19 protein-coding genes are annotated in these 22,766 nt (G+C 44.6%); 15 read left to right on the forward strand and 4 right to left on the reverse strand.

Annotation, left to right across the window (positions count from 1 at the left end):
- The first annotated feature begins 91 nt into the window (after positions 1–91).
- Positions 92–847 (forward strand): TerC family protein, encoded by a 756-nt coding sequence (locus FDP09_RS04820; protein WP_137401568.1) that lies wholly within the window; start codon positions 92–94, stop codon positions 845–847.
- A 52-nt stretch (positions 848–899) separates the two neighbouring features.
- Here the strand turns inward: FDP09_RS04820 and FDP09_RS04825 are convergent, their stop codons facing one another.
- Positions 900–1,658, reverse strand: a complete 759-nt coding sequence (locus FDP09_RS04825; protein WP_137401569.1) for a hypothetical protein — start codon at positions 1,656–1,658, stop codon at positions 900–902.
- 186 nt (positions 1,659–1,844) lie between these two features.
- Here FDP09_RS04825 and FDP09_RS04830 point away from each other — a divergent pair, with 186 nt between their 5' ends.
- The 6 genes from FDP09_RS04830 to FDP09_RS04855 all read left to right on the forward strand — a co-directional run bounded on the left by FDP09_RS04830 (position 1,845) and on the right by FDP09_RS04855 (position 9,998).
- Positions 1,845–2,168 (forward strand): Rieske (2Fe-2S) protein, encoded by a 324-nt coding sequence (locus tag FDP09_RS04830; protein ID WP_137401570.1) that lies wholly within the window; start codon positions 1,845–1,847, stop codon positions 2,166–2,168.
- 270 nt (positions 2,169–2,438) lie between these two features.
- A complete protein-coding gene (locus tag FDP09_RS04835) occupies positions 2,439–4,115 on the forward strand; it encodes an AsmA family protein (protein WP_137401571.1) in 1,677 nt (558 codons plus the stop codon).
- Positions 4,116–4,217: 102 nt separating this feature from the next.
- Positions 4,218–7,058, forward strand: a complete 2,841-nt coding sequence (uvrA, locus tag FDP09_RS04840) for an excinuclease ABC subunit UvrA (protein WP_137401572.1) — start codon at positions 4,218–4,220, stop codon at positions 7,056–7,058.
- 229 nt (positions 7,059–7,287) lie between these two features.
- Positions 7,288–8,340, forward strand: coding sequence for a sensor histidine kinase (locus FDP09_RS04845; protein ID WP_137401573.1), 1,053 nt, complete (start codon positions 7,288–7,290; stop codon positions 8,338–8,340).
- A gap of 18 nt (positions 8,341–8,358) precedes the next feature.
- Positions 8,359–9,102 (forward strand): LytR/AlgR family response regulator transcription factor, encoded by a 744-nt coding sequence (locus FDP09_RS04850; protein ID WP_137401574.1) that lies wholly within the window; start codon positions 8,359–8,361, stop codon positions 9,100–9,102.
- A 143-nt stretch (positions 9,103–9,245) separates the two neighbouring features.
- A complete protein-coding gene (locus tag FDP09_RS04855) occupies positions 9,246–9,998 on the forward strand; it encodes a LytR/AlgR family response regulator transcription factor (RefSeq protein ID WP_137401575.1) in 753 nt (250 codons plus the stop codon).
- 256 nt (positions 9,999–10,254) lie between these two features.
- Here the strand turns inward: FDP09_RS04855 and FDP09_RS04860 are convergent, their stop codons facing one another.
- Entirely contained in the window at positions 10,255–11,622 is a 1,368-nt protein-coding gene (locus FDP09_RS04860; RefSeq protein WP_137401576.1) for a PhoH family protein, read from the reverse strand.
- 238 nt (positions 11,623–11,860) lie between these two features.
- Between FDP09_RS04860 and FDP09_RS04865 the strand changes: the two genes are divergently transcribed.
- The 7 genes from FDP09_RS04865 to FDP09_RS04895 all read left to right on the forward strand — a co-directional run bounded on the left by FDP09_RS04865 (position 11,861) and on the right by FDP09_RS04895 (position 21,343).
- The gene (locus FDP09_RS04865) at positions 11,861–14,641 is read left to right on the forward strand and encodes a glycoside hydrolase family 2 TIM barrel-domain containing protein (RefSeq protein ID WP_137401577.1); all 2,781 of its coding nucleotides are present in this window, start codon (positions 11,861–11,863) and stop codon (positions 14,639–14,641) included.
- Positions 14,642–14,938: 297 nt separating this feature from the next.
- Positions 14,939–15,628: a phospholipase D-like domain-containing protein gene (locus tag FDP09_RS04870; RefSeq protein ID WP_137401578.1), complete on the forward strand. Its 690-nt coding sequence runs from the start codon at positions 14,939–14,941 to the stop codon at positions 15,626–15,628.
- A gap of 219 nt (positions 15,629–15,847) precedes the next feature.
- On the forward strand, positions 15,848–16,393 hold the full coding sequence (locus tag FDP09_RS04875) for a YfiT family bacillithiol transferase (RefSeq protein ID WP_137401579.1): 546 nt from the start codon (positions 15,848–15,850) through the stop codon (positions 16,391–16,393).
- 272 nt (positions 16,394–16,665) lie between these two features.
- Complete coding sequence (locus FDP09_RS04880; RefSeq protein ID WP_137401580.1) at positions 16,666–17,337, forward strand: DNA alkylation repair protein; 672 nt, start codon at positions 16,666–16,668, stop codon at positions 17,335–17,337.
- A gap of 223 nt (positions 17,338–17,560) precedes the next feature.
- Positions 17,561–18,598 (forward strand): ABC transporter ATP-binding protein, encoded by a 1,038-nt coding sequence (locus FDP09_RS04885; RefSeq protein WP_137401581.1) that lies wholly within the window; start codon positions 17,561–17,563, stop codon positions 18,596–18,598.
- A 408-nt stretch (positions 18,599–19,006) separates the two neighbouring features.
- A complete protein-coding gene (locus FDP09_RS04890) occupies positions 19,007–20,326 on the forward strand; it encodes a Gfo/Idh/MocA family protein (RefSeq protein WP_137401582.1) in 1,320 nt (439 codons plus the stop codon).
- 192 nt (positions 20,327–20,518) lie between these two features.
- Entirely contained in the window at positions 20,519–21,343 is an 825-nt protein-coding gene (locus FDP09_RS04895) for a hypothetical protein (RefSeq protein WP_137401583.1), read from the forward strand.
- 9 nt (positions 21,344–21,352) lie between these two features.
- Here the strand turns inward: FDP09_RS04895 and FDP09_RS04900 are convergent, their stop codons facing one another.
- On the reverse strand, positions 21,353–21,829 hold the full coding sequence (locus FDP09_RS04900; protein WP_137401584.1) for a YcxB family protein: 477 nt from the start codon (positions 21,827–21,829) through the stop codon (positions 21,353–21,355).
- A gap of 278 nt (positions 21,830–22,107) precedes the next feature.
- Here FDP09_RS04900 and FDP09_RS04905 point away from each other — a divergent pair, with 278 nt between their 5' ends.
- Positions 22,108–22,338, forward strand: a complete 231-nt coding sequence (locus FDP09_RS04905; protein WP_187328798.1) for a hypothetical protein — start codon at positions 22,108–22,110, stop codon at positions 22,336–22,338.
- On the opposite strand, the gene FDP09_RS04910 is transcribed toward FDP09_RS04905, so the two are convergent.
- The gene (locus FDP09_RS04910) at positions 22,335–22,754 is read right to left on the reverse strand and encodes a Fur family transcriptional regulator (RefSeq protein WP_137401585.1); all 420 of its coding nucleotides are present in this window, start codon (positions 22,752–22,754) and stop codon (positions 22,335–22,337) included. The genes FDP09_RS04905 and FDP09_RS04910 overlap by 4 nt on opposite strands.
- Positions 22,755–22,766 lie beyond the last annotated feature (12 nt).

Raw genomic sequence — 22,766 nt, forward strand, 5'->3', positions numbered from 1 at the left:
GGTTCTCAAAAATATTAAAAATAAATTTTAGCGATGACGAAGAAACCAAAAGCTTTAGTAAATTTCAATAAAAATTTACCTTAATTAATATATGGAAATATTCTTGCAAAGTGAAGCTTGGGTAGCCCTGCTGACACTTACCTTCTTAGAAATTGTGCTGGGGGTAGATAACATCATTTTTATCTCCATTGTCTCCAATAAACTTCCCGAACATCAGCAGCCAAAGGCCAGAAACTTGGGACTGCTATTGGCCATGTTTTTTAGGATAGGTTTGTTGCTGGGTATTTCCTATATCATTCAGTTTACAACACCACTTTTTACCGTTTTTGGCCATGGCTTTAGTGGCAGGGACTTGATTTTGTCCGGAGGAGGACTGTTTCTGCTGTTCAAATCGACCATGGAAATCCACCATAAAATGGAAGGCGAAGCCGAAGAGGTGAAGGCCAAATCAAGTGCATCGTTTAGTAGTGTGATTCTCCAGATCTTACTGCTCGATATGATTTTTTCCTTTGACAGTATCCTCACTGCGGTGGGATTGGTGGATCATGTCATCATAATGATCATTGCGGTGGTGATCGCCCTGATCATCATGATGGTCTTTGCGGGTAAGATCAGTGCTTTTATCAATCAGCATCCGACACTCCAGATTTTGGCACTGAGCTTTCTGATCTTGATTGGGGTGATGCTGCTGGTAGAAGGATTTCATGTAGAAGTACCGAAGGGTTATATCTATTTTGCGGTATTTTTCTCCTTGGCAGTGGAGCTAGTAAACATGCGAATGCGCAAAAAAACATCCCAAAAACCAGTAGAACTACATCCAAGGATAAAGGAGTCCAAGGAGGAATAGAATGTTTTTGGAGTGTTGTTTTGGGGGACATGTGCCCCCTTTCATCCCACTGCTATTGCGCTTCCTGCTTCTCGAGATAAGCCTCTCGGTAATTTGACCAGATTTCGTAGATCGGATCTCCTTTGGAGCTGAGTCCGCTGTGGTGCCACGCCCCATCTTTTACTTCATAATCGAATCCCAAGGATGCGCCGACCCGTTGGTCATCCCTGCTAAAGAATTCAATGTACTCGGTATATTTGCCATTTTGGGCCGTGTAGTTACCACCTCCGGTACCGCTAAATTCCTTGGTTTCGGAATTAAAGGCAATCCACTGAAATCGGCCACCGCCAAGGATTTTGATTGTTCGTCGTGCACCCGGTGTCATGGTGTGCAGCTCACCGTCCCTTTTGCGGCCGGTGATTACCCAAGTACCGTTCAAATCATCATCCCTTTCGGAGATTTTCTCCCAAATCTCGATTACTTTACGGCCCTTTTCGGTATAGGAAAGGACCATTTTATCCCCCACAAAGTCCATATTATAAGCGGCGGTGGTGCCTACTTTTTTAGGATCAGTGGTGTAAAAATCAAACGTCTCCGAGTACACTTGTCCATCTTCTAAGCTGTATGTCCCCCCTCCTGCACCGAGGAAGTGATTGGTGGTGTCGGCTTTCTTGGTGCCAAAGGCAAAATAGCCATCCTGAAAGATCTTGACACTTTCCTCCTCGGTGACTTCGTCACCATTTAGGTAAGTCAATTTCCAAGAACCTTCCAGATCCTGTCCAAAAACAGTGAACACCAAAAACAGTAAAGGGAATATGCATAGATTTTTCATAGGTAGGGACTTTTTTATTGTTCCACTAATTTACGAAAATCAACAAGTCCGCTTTCTACTTTTGGGAAAGTTTGGTACTTTTTATACAAATGGTGAGCCCTTTAGGCAGATTATTGACGGGATTAACCGTATTTTTAACCTAAAGGAAAGTGAACGCCACCAGTTGAAATAAATAAAAGGAGAATTATGGGAAAATTCACATTGGGCAAAACCAAAGACGATGTAAAAGGGATGTTGCCAGAAGGTAAGATCAAAGTGACGCAGCTAGGAGCCAAAAAGGTATGCGTGGTACGCTCAGGTGAAAGTGTCTATGCCTTTGAGCAACACTGCCCCCATCGAGGAGCGATGCTGAAGGACGGGCATATTAATGGTCAAGGAGAGATCATTTGTCCGCTACATGCTTATCGCTTCGATTTGAAAACCGGAATGCTAGCTTCCGGGGGCAGCTGTGGAGACTTGGAAGTTTACAAAAGTGAAATGACAGAAGATGGTTTGGAAATTCACGTGTAGCCTAAAACACCAATTAACCTCAGTTCGATTATAAAACCGTCACTGCGAGGCTTAGAGGGAGGCCTGAGCGGGTGGAAGCCGTGGCAGCTCGCCGCGGCGAGTTGCCACACCCTTTTCCAACCCACATCCTCCTAAAAAGGGTTCGCAATGCTTTTAATGCTAAAATTAAGTCGAGCTCAGGTAATTAATAATTTCTTCCAATGTCTAGCTCAAAATTAAACTAAACCGCTTTTTTTTTGTTATATTCATTGCATTATTTAGAGAAGATATATGAAAAATAAAAAGTGGTTGATTTTTTTGGGCATAGCGGTCCTTTTAATTCTTTTTGTATTAGAGGGAATTCCCTTTGCGGTAAACCTGTACCTGAACAAAAACGCTGATAAAATAGTCAGTGATTTGATCACGCGAACGGATGATTTTAGCGGACACCATGTGAGGTTTGGCAATATCAAGCTGGACTATGATTACCGTGGCACTTATTTAGAGCTGGATTCGGTCGCGATTTTTCCAGCAGAAGATGTTGCCGAGAGCAAGGTAAAGATCAACCTGCTTGCAGACCGGATATTGTTATCAGGCTTTTTGTGGAAAAGTCTATTGCTGGACAATACCATAGTTCTGGATTCAGCAGAGCTCAGGCATGTCCGTATCCATTCCCTGTCGCCATCACTGGATTCGCTAGAACTAAAAGATAAAAAGAAAACCCAGCCAAAGTCCGGCAAAGATTATAAGTCCATCCAAGTGTCGCATATCGATATCAGTGACTTTTCGATCGAAAACAGGGATGTGGTAACCGACTCAGCCCGCCTTGAGCTGGAGAATCTCAACCTGATTGCGACCAATTTCAATATTACTAAAAATGACCTTGAAGAGCAGGACGCCTTGTTTTCTGTGGAAGACATCAAAGGCAGGATAGGCCATTCCTATATCCATTTTAATGAATACCGCAATGTCCTCCATGCGGAAGATATCCAGTTTGACAAAGAAAAAAGATCATTGGAGGTCCAACATGTCCGGCTGGACAACAAGCTGGACAAGTATGCCTATACGAGAAGTTTTGCGAAGGAAACCGATTGGATAGAATTGATAGAAGGAAAGGTAAAGCTGGCCAATATGGACTATGATGCCTACTTCCGAAAAAACCTGATCGAGTCCGAGAAACTGATCATCTCAGACATGGTGATCAATGTCTTCCGGGACAAAAGAAAACCTGATGATAATCGGAAAAGGCCAAAGATGATCAACGAAATCATCAGAAGTATTCCCAAAGACCTTCATGTGGACCTGATCCAATTGGAAAATGGGTACGTTTCTTATGAGGAGCGTCCCGATAATGAGGGGCCTAAAGCAGGCACTATATTCTTTGACCAGATTGACGCCAAGATCATCAATATCACCAATGTCTCCGAAATGCTCGAAATGCACAATAAACTTACCTTGGAAGCTACAGCAAGGATAATGGGTAAGGGTAATGTCCAACTGAAAGTTGCCTATTTCCTTCAAGACAGCACAGGGAAGTTTACCATGGACGGATCCATTCACGATATGGAGCTTACCGCTATCAACCCCATGCTCAGGCCAGCCACCCAAGTGGAGGCCCGTAGTGGAGAGATTGATGAGCTGACCTTTGATATTACGGCAGACGATATCGAGGGATCTGGTGAGCTGATCATGAAATACCATGACCTGGCCATTGACATCCGAGGAAAATCTTACGGTGATGGGCAGAACATTTTCCAGAAAATCGGATCATTCCTTACCAATAAGCTGGTGATACGTTCCGAAAACCCCGGCCCCAAAGGAGAACTTAAAAAAGGAGTAATCTACTTTAAGCGGGATCAAAGCAAGTTTATTTTTAATTATTGGTGGAAGCTTGTGCTCAGTGGGATGCGCTCTACGCTGACAGGAGAAGATGAGGAAGCCTTACGAAAAAGAAGCGATAAGCAATAAACTTATTCCGGATGAACACGGTTTTAGATGACAGTAAGGGTATTCCATGAATAATCCATATTTTTGTGAAATTATAAACCTCATAAAAGGTCCGATCCCTACATGTCAAAAACAGTAGCAACAGTAGAAGAAAAAATAGAGATTTACGGTGCACGCGAGCACAATCTCAAAAACATAGATATATCCATTCCCCGAAACCAGCTGGTGGTCATCACAGGCCTGAGCGGAAGCGGTAAGAGTTCCTTGGCCTTTGACACGATCTATGCTGAAGGCCAGCGCCGCTATATGGAGAGTTTTTCGGCCTATGCCAGGTCATTTCTTGGCGGAATGGAGCGCCCGGATGTGGATAAAATCAATGGACTTTCGCCAGTGATCTCCATCGAGCAAAAGACCACCAGTAAAAACCCCCGCTCCACCGTAGGCACGGTAACGGAGATTTATGATTTTATGCGCTTGCTGTATGCCCGGTCTGGAGAAGCCTACAGTTATCTATCTGGCAAGAAAATGATCCGTCAGACGGAGGATCAGATCATCGACCAGCTGCTGGAACACTTTGCGGGCAAGAAGCTGTACATCTTGGCACCAGTGGTAAAAGGGCGAAAAGGACACTACCGCGAGCTTTTTGAGCAGATCAGAAAAATGGGATTTTCTAAGGTCCGCGTGGACGGTGTGGTCATGGAAATGGTGCCCAAGATGCAGGTGGACCGCTACAAAATCCACGACATCGAAATCGTCGTGGACAGGATTATTGCCGAAGAGGACGACCGCTACCGCATCACCCAATCCTTGAAGACTGCATTACAACACGGAAAGGGCATCATCATGCTCCGGGACGAGGAAGGTAATATCCACCACTTCTCCAAGTACCTGATGGATCCTACCACTGGGCTTTCCTATGATGAGCCGGCACCGAACACATTTTCCTTTAACAGCCCCTACGGTGCTTGTCCAACTTGTAACGGTATCGGCGTCATTGAAGAGATTACAAAAGAAAATATCATTCCAGATCCCAGCCTAAGTATTTCTCGGGGAGGAATAGTGCCGATCGGCGAATACCGCGATATCTGGATTTTCAAAAAAATAGAGGCGATCCTCAAGCGTCACAAGGCCAGCCTGTCCACTCCCATCAAAGACTTAAAAGTAGAGGTCTTGGATGTATTGCTTTATGGGGACAAAACCGCCGTCGAGGTGGATTCAGTCAAGTATCCCGGCACCAAATGGACCACCACCTTCGAAGGCATCGTACACTTTCTCCAAAAACAACAAGAGGGCGGATCCGAAAAGCTCCAAAAGTGGGTAAGTGATTTTACCACCACTAGGGAATGCCCGGATTGTGAGGGATACCGATTGAAAAAGGAAGCCCTCCACTTTATGATTGCCGGCAAGCACATCGGTGAGCTGGCCATGATGGATATCCAGCAGCTCGGAAATTGGTTTGGGCAAATTGATGACAAACTTACCGAGAAACAGAAGATCATAGGAGAGGAAGTCTTAAAGGAAATCCGGAAACGGATCGGGTTCCTTTTGGACATTGGGCTGGATTACCTTTCGCTGAACAGGCCACTCCGGACGCTTTCTGGAGGGGAGGCCCAACGGATCAGGTTAGCCACCCAGATCGGTACCCAGCTCGTAGGGGTATTGTACATTTTGGATGAACCGAGTATCGGCCTCCACCAGCGTGACAATGTCAAACTGATCAAAGCCCTTCAGGACCTTCGTGACTTGGGCAACTCCGTACTGGTAGTAGAGCACGATAAGGACATGATGCTGGATGCAGACTATGTCGTGGACATCGGCCCCGGGGCAGGTAGGCATGGTGGCCATATTGTCGCCAAGGGCACTCCCCAGGAAATACTCCAGCAAAATAGCCTTACCGCACAATACTTAAATGGAAAAGAAGAAATCGCTGTTCCGACAAAACGGAGAGAAGGCAGTGGCAATTACCTAAAATTGCTTCAGGCCAGTGGGCACAACCTGAAAAATGTGGACATGGAGCTGCCTTTGGGAAGCATGATTTGTGTAACCGGGGTATCAGGAAGCGGCAAGAGTTCCTTGATCCACGAGACGCTTTTTCCACTGCTCAACCGGCATTTTTACCGTTCTAGGAGGACTCCGCTGCCTTATGGCAGCATAGAGGGACTGGAGCATCTCGATAAGGTGATCGAAGTGGACCAATCCCCCATCGGCAGGACTCCCCGGTCAAACCCCGCCACCTACACCGGGGTATTTACAGACATTCGGGCCTTGTTTACGGAATTGCCAGAGGCAAAAATCCGCGGCTACAAGCCCGGGAGGTTTAGCTTTAATGTTAAAGGCGGTAGATGTGAGGACTGTGAAGGAGCTGGGATGAAGCTGATCGAAATGGACTTTTTACCGGATGTGCACATTCCCTGCGAAACCTGTAAAGGCAAACGCTACAACCGGGAAACGCTGGAAGTCAGGTTTAAGGGCAAATCCATCTCTGATGTGCTGGACATGACCGTGGAGCAAGCAGTGGAATTTTTCGATAAACAGCCTAAAATCCTTCGCAAAATCCAAACCTTAAATGATGTAGGCCTGGGTTATATTACACTTGGACAGCATGCCACCACCCTTTCTGGAGGCGAAGCACAACGTGTAAAACTCGCTACCGAGCTTTCCAAAAAAGACACCGGAAAGACCTTTTATATCCTTGATGAACCCACCACTGGCTTACACTTCAAGGACATCGAGCACCTGCTGGAAGTCTTAAACAGGCTGGTGGACAAAGGCAACACTGTGCTGATCATTGAGCATAACCTGGATGTCATCAAAGTCGCCGATCATATCATCGACTTAGGGCCAGAAGGCGGCAATAAGGGTGGCCAAATCCTAACGCAAGGGACTCCAGAAGCCGTCGCCAACCACCCTTCCAGCTATACAGCCAAGTTCTTAAAGATGGAGCTATCACCAAGTAAATCATAACCGGTCCTTGCGGTTTTGATACTGCCCATCGGTCCCTTCAGCCCTGCTCAGGGACCGATGGGCAAGGAAAGGAGCCCGGCCAGTGGGAGCAGTAGCGGAATCAATAGCAGCAACCAGCAGGTAAGCTCAGGTGATTCCGGTACCTGGCAAAAGCCCTTTCAGCAATGGCTGCATCCATTGATAAAAAATCACTGCCTACATCCAGAGACTTCCTTATATTTGGGATGGAATGGACAGAAGTAGGTTATATTGGATATTTCAGATCTTCGGTTGGGCTGCTTTTGCGGTGATCAACTTGTTTTTTGTCTCTTTGATCCGTGGTATTACATCGGTTCAGATAGGGGCATACCTGTCGCTTGGTGCTTTTTACTTTGTGTCCACCCATTATTTTAGGCACATCATCAAGCGCCAAAACTGGTTCAACTTTAATCTTTCCAAGCTATTGATCCAAGCATTTTGCGCTTTGTTGGTGCTAAGTTTTGCCAATGTAATCGCGACAGTACTGATCAACTGGATTTTTGGCATTTTGAGGCAGCAGGAAGACCTGAAGCCAATTGTATTGCTGGTTAATATGTTCATCAGCTTTTTGTACTATGCCCTTTGGGCAATGATGTATTTTCTTTACCACTTCCTTGAAAACTACAACACCACCCTAAAGTACCAGGCCAAAATCAACGAGGTCAAACTGAACCAGCTTCGCAACCAACTAAACCCTCATTTTATTTTCAATGCCCTCAATAGCGTTCGTGCTTTGGTGGACGAAAATCCTCCCAAGTCAAAAGAAGCCATTACGCAGCTGAGCAATATCCTGCGGTATTCTTTAATTATGGATAAAAAGCGGACGATCGATTTCAGTGATGAGATAAAAATTGTGCGGGATTACCTGGACTTGGAAAGTATCCGATTTGAAGAACGGCTGAAAATATCCTATGATATTGAGAAGAAGGCCTATCAATATAAGATCCCTCCGATGATGTTGCAGACCATCGTCGAGAATGCCATTAAGCACGGTATTTCTAACCTGATGCGTGGAGGCCTCATTCACATCCAGTGTTTTGTTGGCTTGACGGATGATTTGTACATTGTTGTGAAAAACAGCGGACAGCTTACCAATAGTGTACAACGCAAAGAAAACGACGGAAGTGGACATGGGATTTCCAATACCATTCAGCGGCTAAAATTAATCTATGGGAACAAGGCCTCCTTCAAAATGCGGAATTTTGATAGTGAGTTTGTGGTGACAGAAATTAAAATTCCAAAACAAAGTACTAAATTAGACTAATCTTAAAAACTCTATAGCATGCGCGCACTAGTAATCGATGACGAAAGACTGGCAAGAAAAGAACTGATCAACCTATTGTCTTCCATAGAAGATGTCGAGGTAATTGGAGAGGCAGTAAATGTAGATGATGCAAAAGAAAAGATAAGCAGCCTCAGTCCAGACGTGATATTTTTGGACATACAGATGCCCGAAAAAACTGGTTTTGACCTGCTATCCGAAATGGATGCCGTACCGGATGTCATTTTTACCACGGCGTATGATGAGTTTGCCCTGAAAGCGTTTGAAGTGAATGCGCTGGACTATTTACTGAAGCCAATAGAACCCGCTAGACTTACCGAAGCCATTATAAAACTAAAAACCAAGCTTAAAAATAATGCTGATTCTACCAAAGATCCCGAAAAAGTTACCATAGAAGGAGATAAAAAACTATCTTTGGAAGATCAGGTGTTTGTAAAAGATGGCGATCGGTGCTGGTTTGTCAAGCTTGAAAATGTTCGTTTGTTTGAATCTGATGGGAACTACATAAAAGTATATTTTGAAAACAATAAACCCATGATCCACAAATCCCTGAATGCATTGGATGAACGATTGGACGAAAAGTCCTTTTTCCGGGCTAGCCGCAAGCATATCATTAATTTGAGCTGGGTAGAAGGGATTGAGCCGTGGTTTAATGGTGGACTGGTGGTGACACTTAAGGGCGGTGACCGCATCGAAGTCAGCCGTCGCCAGGCAGCGAGGTTTAAAGATATGATGAGTTTATAAATAAAAACGGCAGTATTAAATTGCTTTTTTAGATTAATATTCCCATTTTCAGTCCAAATTTTAGAAAAAATTGAATTCATTTGTGAAAGTTTAGTGATGGAAAATCATGAACTTCACCTAACATAGACCAACCATACGATAACATGAAAGAAGAAAGAATACTGGTTGTAGAGGATGATCCGGATATCGCAGAGAATATTGAGGAAATCCTCGAACTTTTAGGTTACGTAAATATTGATATTGCCAATTCTGCCAATCAAGCCATCAAAGTCATTAAGAAATACCGACCCGATCTGGTATTTATGGACATCAAACTAAAGGGTGACAAGGACGGCATAGAACTGGGAGAGATCATCCAGCAAATGGTGGATGCACCGATTGTTTATGTTACTTCTTACAGTGACCCCTCTATCATTGAGCGTGCAAAACGCATTCATCCCGCGGGCTTTATCGTAAAGCCGTTCAATACCAATGATATTCATGCGATCGTAGAAATTGTCCTTTACAATAGGCGGAACCAAAGTGCTAGTTCGGAGACTCCAAAACCTAGTGCAGAAAGTCCATACCTAGTCGCTGATGCCGTGTATATCAAATCTGACAATGCTTATGAGCGGGTGGATTACGGCGACATTTACTACGTGGAGGCCAATGGAAATATGGTGTCCATTTTTACCAAAAACAAGACTTATACCATTCGTAAGTCCATGAAAGAAATGGAAGAAAAACTCCCTTCCCACCTCTTTCTCCGCGTACAAAAATCATACATCGTGCAGCTCGCACAAATCGCCAGCTTCAGCACCAAAGAAATCAATCTTAAGGATGGGGCAGTGGTACAAGTAGGACGCCAATATTACAATAGCTTCTTGGCAAAGCTCAATACCATTACGGAGAGCTAAGCAGCTTTAGTTAGTAAATCATAGACCCAAAAAAAGCCTCCGAAATCGGAGGCTTTTTCGTTTTTATTATTAACCTGAGCTCGACTTATTTTTAGTATTAAAAGCGTCATAGCGAACCCTTTCAAGGAGGATGTGGGTTGGAAAAGGGTGTGGCAACTCGCCACAGCGAACCGCCAAGGCTTCCACCCCTCAATTCTCCCCTAAGCCTACCGATGACGGTTCTATAATCGATCTGAGGCGTTAGTGCTTACTAAACCTAAAGCAGCTCATTGGCCAAATTAGCGAGTTCGGAGCGTTCTCCTTTTTCCAGTTTGATATGGGCATAGAGCGGGTGTTCCTTGACCCGGTCGATAAGGTAAGACAGGCCGTTACTTTGACTGTCCAGATAGGGCGTATCGATCTGATAAACATCCCCGGTAAAGACAATTTTGGTATTTTCGCCTGCCCGGCTGATAATGGTCTTTATTTCATGGGGCGTTAGGTTTTGAGCCTCGTCCACGATAAAGAAGATATTGGACAGTGACCTACCTCTAATATAGGCCAAAGGCTGTATGACCAGCTTCTCTTGATTGACCATCTCGGTGATCTTCTGGTATTCCTTATCGGATTCCCTAAACTGGTTTTGGATAAACTTTAAGTTGTCCCAAAGCGGCTCCATATAAGGATTGAGCTTGGACTTGATGTCCCCAGGCAAGTAGCCAATGTCCTTATTACTCAGCGGAACGATAGGCCTGGCCAGGAATATTTGCTTATAATCTCTCCGCTGCTCTAGGGCACCTGCCAGTGCCAAGAGGGTCTTTCCGGTACCGGCCACACCCTGCACCGACACCAATTTGATATTGGGATTGGTGATGGCATGAAGGGCGAAGGTCTGCTCGGCGTTTTTTGGTTTGATATTATAAGCGAGTTTTTTGTCCACCCGTTCGATGGTATTGTCCTCACCATTATAATACGCCAAAACCGAATTCTTTTCACTTTTTAAAATATAGTAGGTATTGGTCTTGCGCTTTCGCGTGCCGAGTACCTTTTTCGCCTCCACAGAATGGTTATCATACAGTTGGTTGATCACGTCCGGATCGATGCCTTCAAGGATATCCTTACCGGTACTTTCTAGCTCCGTGATATTTTTGATTTTGCCCGTTTCGTAATCTTCCGCTTGGATATCGAGGGATTTTGCCTTCAGGCGGAGATTAATATCCTTGCTGACCAAGATGACCTTACGGCCATTTTCGCTGGTTTTGAGATCCAGGGCAGCATTCAGGATTTTATGGTCATTCTTTTCCTCTCCAAAGATCGTGTTGGCATTTTGGTGATTGGAATTGCCGTTACTTTCATTGGTGGTCATCATGACCTTAAAATTGCCCTTGGTCTTTCCGTTCAGCGGTGTCCACTTGTGGATCATCTTGTCCTTGGACAGCTTGTCCAGTAATCGAATAAACTCTCTCGCCTCGAAATTTTTGGAATCATTGCCTTTCTTGAATTGATCCAGCTCTTCCAATACCGTAATCGGAATCACTACATCGTGTTCGGCAAAGTTCATTATAGAATTGTGGGCGTAAAGGATGACCGATGTATCCAAAACGAAGATTTTACGGTCACTGTCATTTTTTTTAGCTCTTGGCATAGGCGAAAAAGGTTAGCGATTTATGTTAAGAATAAGATAGCCATTTATCTCTGGGATTGCCATATTTTTAGCTAAAATTGAGCGCACAAATTAAGCCTGCACTTGTAAATCCTTGGAGATCAAAGGGAATGTTTTTTCCTGTCATATTTTGCTGGTAATCCATACATCTTTGGAGCGATTGCATTCGATTCTCCCCGTGATAACTTATATTAGTCGTTTGTGTCAAAATAATAAACTCATGAAGCCAAAACTGCTACTGTTTGCACTGACTATTTTATGTTCTTTTTCCATTGCATTTGCCCAAGAGCAGCTAGCATACCAAAGAATTTACCTTTCAGGAAAGGACGCCGCCAGTACTGTGGACTGGGATTTTATGGTCTCTGACGGGAGAAAAGCAGGTAAATGGGAAAAAATACCCGTTCCCTCTAACTGGGAATTACATGGGTTTGGCACATATAATTACGGCCATGACCATAGTCGTAAAGACCGAGAGCTGGGCAAAGAAACGGGCTTTTACAAACATACTTTCGAAGTCCCCCAAAGCTGGATGGGCAAGGCCATCAACATTGTATTTGCCGGATCCATGACCGATACTGAAGTAAAGGTCAATGGGCAATTGGCTGGTGAAATTCACCAAGGCGCTTTTTATGAATTCAAGTATGATATCACCAAATTGCTACGCTTTGGGCAGGAAAACCTCTTGGAAGTGAAAGTGGCCAAGCACTCTGCCAATGCATCCATAAACAGGGCGGAGCGGCAAGCCGATTTTTGGATTTTTGGCGGGATCTTCCGGCCGGTATATTTGGAAGTGATGCCCGAAAATCATTTTTCCAGGATTGCCATAGATGCCAAGGCTTCCGGAAATTTCGAGGCATTAGTAAAGACCAAAGCCGTACACAAAGACGCGTCCATAAACGTCAGTCTGACAGACCTCCAATCCCAGGCTCCATTAGGCGAATTTACAGCACCGCTAGCAGGGCAGCATACGACCGTATCCCACGAGTTTGGAAAGGTAAAAACCTGGAATCCAGAGGATCCGAATTTGTACCTAGCAAAATTTACGCTGATGATAAAGGGCAAGCCTGTCTATAGCCAAACCGAGCAAGTAGGCTTCCGCACCGTGGAGCTAAGGGAAAATGACGGGATCTATGTAAACGGCACCAGAGTGATCTTTAAAGGAGTTAACAGGCATTCCTTTTACCCTACCACGGGAAGGGCGCTCAGCCATGCCAATCACCTGGAGGATATCCAGCTGATGAAAGAAATGAACATGAATGCAGTCAGGATGAGCCATTATCCACCGGATGAAGAATTTTTGGACTTGTGTGATTCTCTGGGGCTTTTTGTGCTGGATGAAGTGACGGGCTGGCAGGACGGCTATGACACCATCGTGGGGCCTAAGCTGATCAAAGAAACCATTCTCAAAGACGAGAATCATCCGGCGGTGATCGTCTGGGACCATGGAAATGAAGGGGGCTGGGATTTTGCCAACGAGAAATGGTTTCATCACTGGGACCTCCAGAAACGGCCGGTAATCTATCCATGGCTCAACAGAAATGGGGTGGACAGCTTCCATTATCCCATTTATAAGGCAGGTATCAATCGCCTTTCCAATGGTCATCATATCTTTATGCCCACTGAGATGTTACACGGCCTATATGATGGCGGTCATGGTGCCAACTTGGATGATTTTTGGACGGATTACATGACAAATCCCCGTGCAGCAGGTGGATTTTTGTGGGTTTTTGCCGATGAGGCAGTGGTGAGGACTGACCGCTCTGACAGCTTGGATGCCGATGGCAATCATGCTCCAGACGGCATTGTCGGCCCCTACCGGGAAAAGGAAGGTAGCTTTTATACCATAAAGGATATTTGGTCGCCCGTACAAGTGAAGCCCATGGTGGTGAATGCTCACTTTGACGGCAAACTAATCCTGGAAAATCACTACTTGTACACAAACTTGGAAGGGATGCAGCTAAGCTGGAGGCTCCTAAAATTGAGCGACTGGGAAGGCAAGGAGTCTGCTAGTGGGGAGCTTAGGCTCAAAAGCGTCCTGCCGGGTGAACGTGCCCAAGAATCACTGGCACTTCCTGAGGATTTTTCTAATGCAGACTGGTTAGAAGTGACAGTAAAGGATAAATCGGGAAGCCCGATAAACACTTGGTCCTGGCCAATAACCTCTCCTGCCCAATTTGCCGCCAGGCACATCACCCAGCAGCCTGCTGCAGGAGCACCAATCAATATCGTTGACAACGACCGTACCTTCCAGATGGGTAAGATCAAGGTGTATTTTAACGAGTACTATGCCTTGGAAAAGGTGGAAAAAAATGCGCAAGAAATTCCCTTTTCAGGGCCGATATTCAACAGTGAAACCGCTCCAAAATCTACTGATGTGCAGCTGGATGAGCAAGGCAATTACCATATCAGGGTCGAGTACACCGCCTATCCATCTGTTGTAAAATGGACGCTGTACCCGAATGGACTGATCAAGGTGGAAGCCTCAGCACCAGACAGGAGCCAAAGCGGAAAACCCTATGCAGGGTTGCATTTTGACTTTCCGGAAGAGCAGGTAGCAGGCATCCAATGGCTCGGGGATGGTCCATACCGTGTTTGGCAAAACCGCCTCAGGGGAGCACGGTTTGGGATATGGCAGAAAGATTATAACAATACCATCACGGGCTACAGCACCAAAGGACGGCTGGAATATCCAGAATTTAAAGGTTATCATGCTGATCTTTTTGCTTATCGCTTGGCTACGGAAAGTGGGGATTTTAGCGTTTATGCAGAACGACCCGGCTTGTTTTTCCGCTTGTTTACACCCGCCGAGGCTCCTTATACCACCGATGGCCTGAAAGTGCCCTTTCCAGAGGGTGGTTTATCTTTTCTCTATAAAATCCCGGCAATAGGAACCAAATTCCACTCCGCAAAAGAGATGGGGCCATCGTCCTATGACTGGAGATCCGTAGGGCATAATGGTGACCGCAACGATCCCATCATGTTATGGCTTGATTTTAGGTAATCCCGACAGTTATGTCCTGCACCCTGAGCAGAGCCAAAGGATAGACGCCCGCAGTAAAGCATTCCCATTATGTCATTGCAGGGAAGAATCACGATGTGATCCCACCTTGTGGACACGGGACCGCTTTTCAACCACTGCGCTCGCAATGAGGAAAAGTATGTAATCGGCAAATGATCAACGAGGCATTGACCATCATGCCCGAGGACGTTCACAAGTTTCGGTCCTGGTCTGAGACTAGGACCATTTGCGAGCCTAGCTGCATAATGAAAAATAACACCAATTGTATATCTTTACTTCATGAGCAGTTTTCAACATTTGATTGCCGAATTTAGGGATAGCCTCGAGGACCATGCGCTGTCGCGGTCGGAGAAGCGGGAAATCAAGTCTTATCTGACGGCACTGACGACACATGACCGGCAAGTGCTGCTATCGGATTTATTTCAGATGGTCCAAGCCAAAGCACCTGATGTCCATGCCGAAAACCTGATCGCTTGGTTTTATGAAGCGGTGAAGGTTCTCCAGGAAAAGGATGGCCCACAAGCCAATGCAGACGTCTTTTTCAGTCCCGGAAACACCTGCAGGGAAGCCATTATTCGAGAAATGCGATTGGCACAATCCGTTATCCACATTTGTGTCTTTACCATTAGCGACAACCAGATTACGGATGAACTGATCCATGCCCATCAGCGGAATGTGATCGTGAAGGTCCTGACAGATGATGAAAAATGTTTTGATCTCGGATCGGATATCGACCGGATAAGGCAAGCGGGCATTCCTGTGCAAACCGACCACAGTGTTGCCCATATGCACCACAAATTTGCCATCTTTGACCAGAAAAAAGTGCTTACGGGAAGTTATAATTGGACCAGGTCAGCTGCTGAATTCAATTATGAGAATATCGTCTTATTGGAAGATATCCACACCGTTCGTGCCTTTGAAGGGGAGTTTGAAAAGCTGTGGAAAAGCTTTGAAACTGGCCTTCAGTAATATTCTGTGTGGCATCTATGAAAACACGATATCCCGTCGGTGAATGTGGACAAATGCTTATGAAATGATGGATCCATGAAACAAGGAGGCATTTTTTTCCATGGTACCCTGTGGTATTGGCCAGTTATTTGTATTTTCAAGTAGAAAGTAATCAGTTCTTCAAAACTTACCGCTTTTGTTACTTTTTGCATGATTGAACAACCTAAAAATTCGTACAATATGAACTCGCAAGAATTAGAAAAGTTAAAATATCCCATTGGCCAGCACCACGAGCATGTAAAATATACCATGGAAGATGTGGCCAGCTGGATCGCTGATATCGCGCAGTTTCCACAACAGATTACCTCCCTTACCGAAAACCTTACCGCAGAGGAACTTAACTGGCTCCATCGCCCTGACGGATGGACGATTAAGCAACTGGTACATCACTGCGCAGATAGCCATATGAACAGTTTTATGCGTTTTAAATTAGCCCTCACAGAGGATACGCCAAAAATCAAACCGTATCATGAGGATCGCTGGACGGAGTTGCCGGACAGTACAATGGATGATATTTCGAATTCTTTGATGATCATTTCGGGTCTCCATCGGCGATGGGCTGTTTTGCTGAATAGTCTCAGTGAAGACCAGCTACACCGGACCTATTATCACCCCGAGCACCGCACCGAAACGAATCTAGGGCTGACCACAAGTATGTATAGCTGGCATTGCAAGCACCATTTGGCACATATTGAACAGGCACTGGCGCATAAAGGGACTTTTTGATACCTTCATCTGGTTAACGTATATGGGCTCTTGTGGGTGTAAGTTATCCACATCGCAGCAGCGGTTTATACGCGTAGAAAATTAAAAAATCCCTCTTCTCAGGAGTTTCTGATTTTACTAATAGACAAGAATCAGGAACAGTAAAGGGAATATGCTGGCCATAAAGGCTTTTTCAATGGCAAGAAAACCAATTCGAATTGCACCTGTTGAAAATTTTTGAAGATTGGTAATCATGACGCATCAATGCATCGATTCTTTTTCTATTTTTAGCCATGAAAATTTACCTCCGCACCTTGGAAAATGAGTTTCGCCGTCATGGAAACAGTGTCGTCGCGAAAGGCCAAAAGGCATATATGAAGGACCATTTTGAATTTATCGGCCTGAAGACTCCTTTGAGGAGGAAGCTTCAGAAACCATTTTTGGAAAAAGCAGCCTTACCTGAAAAGCAGGAATTACCCGAGATGGTGGAAATCTTATGGAATATGCCAGAGCGGGAATTCCAGCTTTTTGCACAGGAGCTGGTGCAAAAGTTTTTCAGGAAACCTGAAAAGACCGATATTGACCTGCTGGAGTATATGATTGTGAACAAGTCTTGGTGGGATACGGTGGATTTTATAGCGGTAAAACTATTGGGAAACTACTTCTGGGTATATCCAGCACAAATAAAACCATATGTGGATAAGTGGCTCGCATCCGACAATATGTGGCTGCAGCGATCCGCCCTGCTCTTCCAACACAATTATAAAGACAAACTGGACACTACACTGCTTCAGGAGGTCATTCATAAGCTGTTGGGCTCGAAGGAATTTTTTATCAACAAGGCCATCGGCTGGATCCTGCGACAATACAGCAAGACCAACCCCGATTGGGTAAAGCAGTTTGTGGACCATACTGAATTGGCCAAACTCAGCCGCAAGGAAGCCTTAAAGAATGTGGATAAGTAACAAAGCGCATTGCAAAACCACTAACAAATTGACTTATAGTTATTTAACATCAATATACTGAAGTGTTTTCGAAATGAAAATCTTAATAGTTTTCCAATTTTTCAGCATTTGATTCATTTTGGGTATTTCTATTCAGTTTTCCTGACAATTTACAATGACTATTCAGAGAAATACCGTTAAATTTATCCTCACAGGCCATTTCTAACCCCAAAGCTTATCGAAAATGAGTTTACTCCAGCTCCATGGTATCAGCAAGAAGTTTCCACAGACCAAACAGTCAGCGGTCAAGGATATCCACATGGCTATAGAAGAAGGCAGTATTCAAGCAATAGTAGGCGAGAATGGCTCAGGAAAGACCACCTTGCTAAAGCTGATCGCAGGGCTAGAGCATCCTGACAAGGGAGACATCGTATTCTCGGGACAAACGATCGTAAACGGAAAGTCTGCCATTCCAGCCAATCAGCGTGAAGTAGGAGTGATCTATCAGGAATACGCCTTGTTTCCACAGATGACATTATTAGAAAATGTACGGGAAGCCTTGCACCAAGAATCCCGCAATGACCGGCAGATAGCCAAGGACAGCCTGGCCTTGGCCGGTTTGGAGGACAGCTTTAACGCCTATCCACATCAACTTTCATCTGGCCAGCGACAGCGGGCAGCACTGGCCAGGGCATTGGCCTCACGTCCCAAGCTGCTGCTGTTGGATGATCCATTTCGCAGTCTGGACACCCGGTTCAAAAATGAAATCAGTGAAGATATCCGGGACATTGTGAAGAGCACTGGTATTACGGCTATCATCGCCAGTCACCACGCCAAAGACGCCCTATCATTGGCTGACAGCATTGCCATTCTCCATAAAGGAAGGCTCCAGCAAGTGGGTACTCCCGTGGAAATCTACAAGCACCCAGCAAATGCCTACGTCGCCAATTTCTTTGGAAAGCGAAATGAGCTATTGGCCACACCCACGGAGGATGGCTTTTATGCTGGTTTTGGATTTATCCCTCATCCCGAATCAGCCAACTTTACGGAAAAGGTAAAAATCCTCTTTCGTTCTGAAGATGCAAAAATCAAGAAAAATACTGAGCAGCCCCTAAGTGGCACTGTGATCAGGATCCTTTTTTATGGTGACCACCAAATCGTAAAGCTCGAAGATGATGAGGGCATGCAAATTAGCATCAAGGCTGCGCCAGGTAGGAATTTTGAAAAGGGAACACGGATGTTTTTTACCATAGACAAATTTGAGATCGAAACGGCTTTTTGATTGTTTTCGAAATCCCTATTATCCTTGATAAATACAATGTATCGGGTTATTTTGGGTAAAATATGGCTCTATATGGATTATAATGGGTGGTGATAACAGCCCTGTTTAAATTAATGTTGATTCATATTCCTTTTCAATGGGCAATTTTCTGTTCTGCCTTGAGGTATTTGACGTGAATCAGTATAAAAAATTGGTATGCTGCACAAATAGAGGAGTTTGCCTGCGTGAGTGCTGGCTTTGATTTTAGTCATAAAACTCACCGCAGCGGGGTTTTTTGGTTACGTTTTTCACCTGAAGGAAAAAAGTAACAAGGCAACGAGATGAAAGCCAAGCTAGAATTTGACATGCAAAGTAATAGTTACCCATAGTAAATTATATAGAACCACAATTATTAACCCGAAATAATCCATGAAAAAGAAAAACAAGACTGGTCTTTCCAGAAGAAAATTTATGGGTGCCTCAGCGCTTAGTGCTGCAGGGCTCTCTTTTTTGCCTCATTTTGGTATTGGCAAACCGCAAGCACTCACTAATTCTCCGCTAGGCATCAGTACAGTCCGATTAGGATTTATCGGTCTGGGCAGGCAATCCCATGGGATCATGAATGGTATGATGAATATCCCCCACGTGGAAATCACCGCTGGCTGCGATGTATATGGCGTAAAACGGGAGCGATTTCAGCATACGGTCTCGTCAAGGTACGGCAAGCAGCCCTCCGAAGTCCCTGTTTATGAAAATTACCAAGAGCTGCTCCAGCGAGACGATGTGGATGCAGTGGTGATCGCCACACCTGATTTTTGGCATGCACTTATCGCGATCGATGCTTGTAAGGCCAAAAAGGATATTTATCTTGAAAAACCGCTCACCTATACCATAAAAGAAGGACAAGCACTCGTAAAAGCTGTCCGTGACCATAGCATAGTCTTGGCCGTGGGCAGTCAGCAGCGGTCCGAAAACAATTTCCAATATGCTGTCAGGATGGTTCAGAAGGGCCATATCGGAAAAGTACACCATGTCAAGGCCAACGTAGGGCAGCCTACCTCGCCCAAACCCTTTGATTTGTCAAAAGAGCCCATTCCGTCAGATCTAAACTGGGACTTATGGCTCGGCCCGATCAAACCAGTCCCTTACAATCACGAGCTTAATCCTCCTATCTCATTAAACCCACCGGAAAATGAATCGATCTGGGGAGCTTGGAGATGGTATTGGGAGACTGGTGGTGGCTTAATGACCGACTGGGGTGCCCATATGTTTGACATAGCCCAGTGGGGAATAGGCATGGATCGGTATGGACCAGTGGAGATCGCCCCCGAAAAAGACAATCATCCGCTGACTTTTACTTATGAAAATGGAATTGTAATGACTGCTGAGCCATTTGATGGTGATACACGCGGTGTCCGCTTTATCGGTGACAAAGGCTGGATCCAAGTTTCCAGGGGAGGGTTTAAGTCCTCCATTCCTGAACTCACCGTGCCTGAAGCTGAAAAATCAACAGTGAATGCCCACCCACATTATATGGATTTTATCGAGAGTGTGATCCGCAGGAAAGACCCAATTGCCCCCGTAGAAATCGGTCATAGTACCTGTACCGTGTGTACCCTTGGCAATATTTCCAATAAACTCGGACGAAAGCTACAGTGGAATCCTGCCCTGCAAACTTTTGAGCAGGATGCAGAGGCAGAGGCAATGCTGCATTATGATTATGAAAATGGCTATTCACTTGATGTTTAGGCCTTAGAAACAACATTCCCCTGTGGATAACTGATTTATCCACAGGGGATGTAATGGTTCATGGTAAATGTAATCGATAGGAAATGCTGATGGTGGTTTGTACTGCAATATAAAAAATGGTAGTTTGCTTGATTAGAGAAGGCTGCAATTTTCTCTTTAGGGAGTCAGGCAGATCATCATCAAGTAAAACTTATGCAATCACATCAAGAAGCCAGATTTTTTCATTGCTACGCCACAGCCAATGATAACCGACTATTTATCAAAGACATCCTTAACTTGGTTCGCTTAAGGCACACAGATCCCGGCGTGCCAAAAGTAAACCTTTACATTGCGATCAGCAAGGTAAAGGCTATAGGCTTTATGGATCGGTTATTTGTAAATACAATTAAGAAAATGTTTTCCGATCACCCGACGATCGTGCTTCATGATATTTGTTTTAAAGAAAATAAAGGGCGTGATTTTAGCAGTTACGCTGTCCTTTATCGAAAGATCAAGCAACTTGTCCGTGCAGAAGACTTTATTTTTTTTCAAAATAGAAGTGGATTTGGACCCTTTGAAAATAATTGGCTGAAAGCATTTGTAACCCAATTTCATCGGTACCCCTATGTAGCCTTGTGTGGCAGCACTATCAATTTTAAAGACCATCACTGCCGGAGCAATAGCTTGGTGCCACATGTGCAGACTTATGCCTTTATCACGCAGCAAAAGTTTCTCACAATGTTTGGAGATGCTTTTCCCGCCGAAAGAGAGGAGGAGCGATTGCAAATTATCCTAAAAGGTGAAATTGGGCTGAGCCAGTTTTTTCTCCAAAAAGGCTATCATGTTACTTGCATGGAATGGCCAGAAAAAAGCCTCTCAGCAACTTGCCCCGCACTCTCAGAAACGGATATTAAAACCAATGTTTGCGCCAAACACCAATTCTATCATAGGAAGTATTTTAGAAGAAATAAAAAACCACAGGTGCAGAATCCGTTGTTTCCACCTGTGGTTACTTACTTAAGGACAATGTTTCAGTAATTGGCTTACCTAGGCCTTGACAAGTCCTTTACGCTTAAGGATTGTTTCAATGAATTTCCGCTCGTTTTCAGTATTAAAAATTCTGAACGGTAAATGCACAAATTGAGCCTTTGACATGATGAGCACAAAAGCATCGTTGGTGATCTCTGCTTTTTTGATCATTCCCCAATTGATGGGCATGCCTTGTTTGGTGTTTATTTTCATCAGGATTTGACGGCTATCGATCTCATAGGCCAGCTTTTCAAACATCACCTTATTCTGTTCCATCTGACTGACACCCGCAAATTGGATGACCCAAAACAGCACGTACAGTAACAAAGCCACAAAAGCCATGCTGATCCACCACCAGGAAGCGATCCAGAAATATCCACAGCCAATGGCAATGGCAATCAAGACCACCCACCACTGTTCCCTGAGGACATTTTTCAATCCCAGTTTTACATATGTTCCTGTTTCGAGTTTATATTTTTTGGTTTTTACGATCATGACACTAGTTTTTCGAACCGCAAATATCTGATGATATGAGGTATTTAACAAATAGATCAGGAAATAGCCTTGAAAAATTTTACGGTTTTACAGCGCATTTGGGTGACCAAAAGCCACGATCAGGGCTGAAGTGAGCAGGGATAGCATAAAGTCTCTGCATCCGCAGCCCCAATTTGTCAGTAAAAAATGTATTTCCAAAACTACCTTTTTGTGCTCACGGCTATTGACTTGTTTCAATTTTTCTAGTAAATTATCATAAAACACTTAATCTTAGGCGCATGAGCATAATGGTAGTTGACATGATCGTTTTTGGGATAGCATATATCTTGCTTGTGTATTTGGTGATGACGATGATCAGACCGCCGCATAAGCCAAACAAAAATCGCAACGGTGATGGTGATGGGGGAATAGAGACCAACAGTCCGCCCAAGATTGATTTACCTCCAGGGGTCATCTGGCCTTCTGATGGCCCAAAAGCGAAGGAACCCGCTCCACCACTGGAAGTTTAATTGCTGCATTTATTACAGGTACCCTGGACCAGTAAACTTTTTTCTTTTACAACAAACCCTTGCGGCATATGGATCTCCGGAAGTGCTATTTCTGCAATACATTGGGTCTGGCCACATACGTCACATTTGAAATGCACATGTTCATGATCATGGTGGTCCTCTCCGGCATCATGGTGGCAAAGCGCATATTTGGTAACACCCGTATCATCCAGCACCTTGTGGATAAGATCACTGTCCAAAAAAGTCTTAAGTGTCCTATAAATCGTCACCCGGTCAAAATTCTCCTTTAGCTTTTCTTCCAGATCCGAATGGGACAAGGCAATGTTTTTGTTCAGAAATGTGTCCAATACATCCCTGCGGCAACTGGTCACGCGCAGCTGATGGCTTTTGAGTATTTTTGCTGATTTTGTTGACATAAATTTTTGGTA

This window comes from Echinicola rosea, from assembly GCF_005281475.1.
Taxonomy (GTDB): domain Bacteria; phylum Bacteroidota; class Bacteroidia; order Cytophagales; family Cyclobacteriaceae; genus Echinicola; species Echinicola rosea.

Coding starts and splice junctions, on each gene's coding strand:
- FDP09_RS04820 (WP_137401568.1), top strand. CDS start 92: ATGGAAATATTCTTGCAAAGTGAAGCTTGGGTAGCCCTGCTGACACTT.
- FDP09_RS04825 (WP_137401569.1), bottom strand. CDS start 1,658: ATGAAAAATCTATGCATATTCCCTTTACTGTTTTTGGTGTTCACTGTT.
- FDP09_RS04830 (WP_137401570.1), top strand. CDS start 1,845: ATGGGAAAATTCACATTGGGCAAAACCAAAGACGATGTAAAAGGGATG.
- FDP09_RS04835 (WP_137401571.1), top strand. CDS start 2,439: ATGAAAAATAAAAAGTGGTTGATTTTTTTGGGCATAGCGGTCCTTTTA.
- uvrA (WP_137401572.1), top strand. CDS start 4,218: ATGTCAAAAACAGTAGCAACAGTAGAAGAAAAAATAGAGATTTACGGT.
- FDP09_RS04845 (WP_137401573.1), top strand. CDS start 7,288: ATGGACAGAAGTAGGTTATATTGGATATTTCAGATCTTCGGTTGGGCT.
- FDP09_RS04850 (WP_137401574.1), top strand. CDS start 8,359: ATGCGCGCACTAGTAATCGATGACGAAAGACTGGCAAGAAAAGAACTG.
- FDP09_RS04855 (WP_137401575.1), top strand. CDS start 9,246: ATGAAAGAAGAAAGAATACTGGTTGTAGAGGATGATCCGGATATCGCA.
- FDP09_RS04860 (WP_137401576.1), bottom strand. CDS start 11,622: ATGCCAAGAGCTAAAAAAAATGACAGTGACCGTAAAATCTTCGTTTTG.
- FDP09_RS04865 (WP_137401577.1), top strand. CDS start 11,861: ATGAAGCCAAAACTGCTACTGTTTGCACTGACTATTTTATGTTCTTTT.
- FDP09_RS04870 (WP_137401578.1), top strand. CDS start 14,939: ATGAGCAGTTTTCAACATTTGATTGCCGAATTTAGGGATAGCCTCGAG.
- FDP09_RS04875 (WP_137401579.1), top strand. CDS start 15,848: ATGAACTCGCAAGAATTAGAAAAGTTAAAATATCCCATTGGCCAGCAC.
- FDP09_RS04880 (WP_137401580.1), top strand. CDS start 16,666: ATGAAAATTTACCTCCGCACCTTGGAAAATGAGTTTCGCCGTCATGGA.
- FDP09_RS04885 (WP_137401581.1), top strand. CDS start 17,561: ATGAGTTTACTCCAGCTCCATGGTATCAGCAAGAAGTTTCCACAGACC.
- FDP09_RS04890 (WP_137401582.1), top strand. CDS start 19,007: ATGAAAAAGAAAAACAAGACTGGTCTTTCCAGAAGAAAATTTATGGGT.
- FDP09_RS04895 (WP_137401583.1), top strand. CDS start 20,519: ATGCAATCACATCAAGAAGCCAGATTTTTTCATTGCTACGCCACAGCC.
- FDP09_RS04900 (WP_137401584.1), bottom strand. CDS start 21,829: ATGATCGTAAAAACCAAAAAATATAAACTCGAAACAGGAACATATGTA.
- FDP09_RS04905 (WP_187328798.1), top strand. CDS start 22,108: ATGAGCATAATGGTAGTTGACATGATCGTTTTTGGGATAGCATATATC.
- FDP09_RS04910 (WP_137401585.1), bottom strand. CDS start 22,754: ATGTCAACAAAATCAGCAAAAATACTCAAAAGCCATCAGCTGCGCGTG.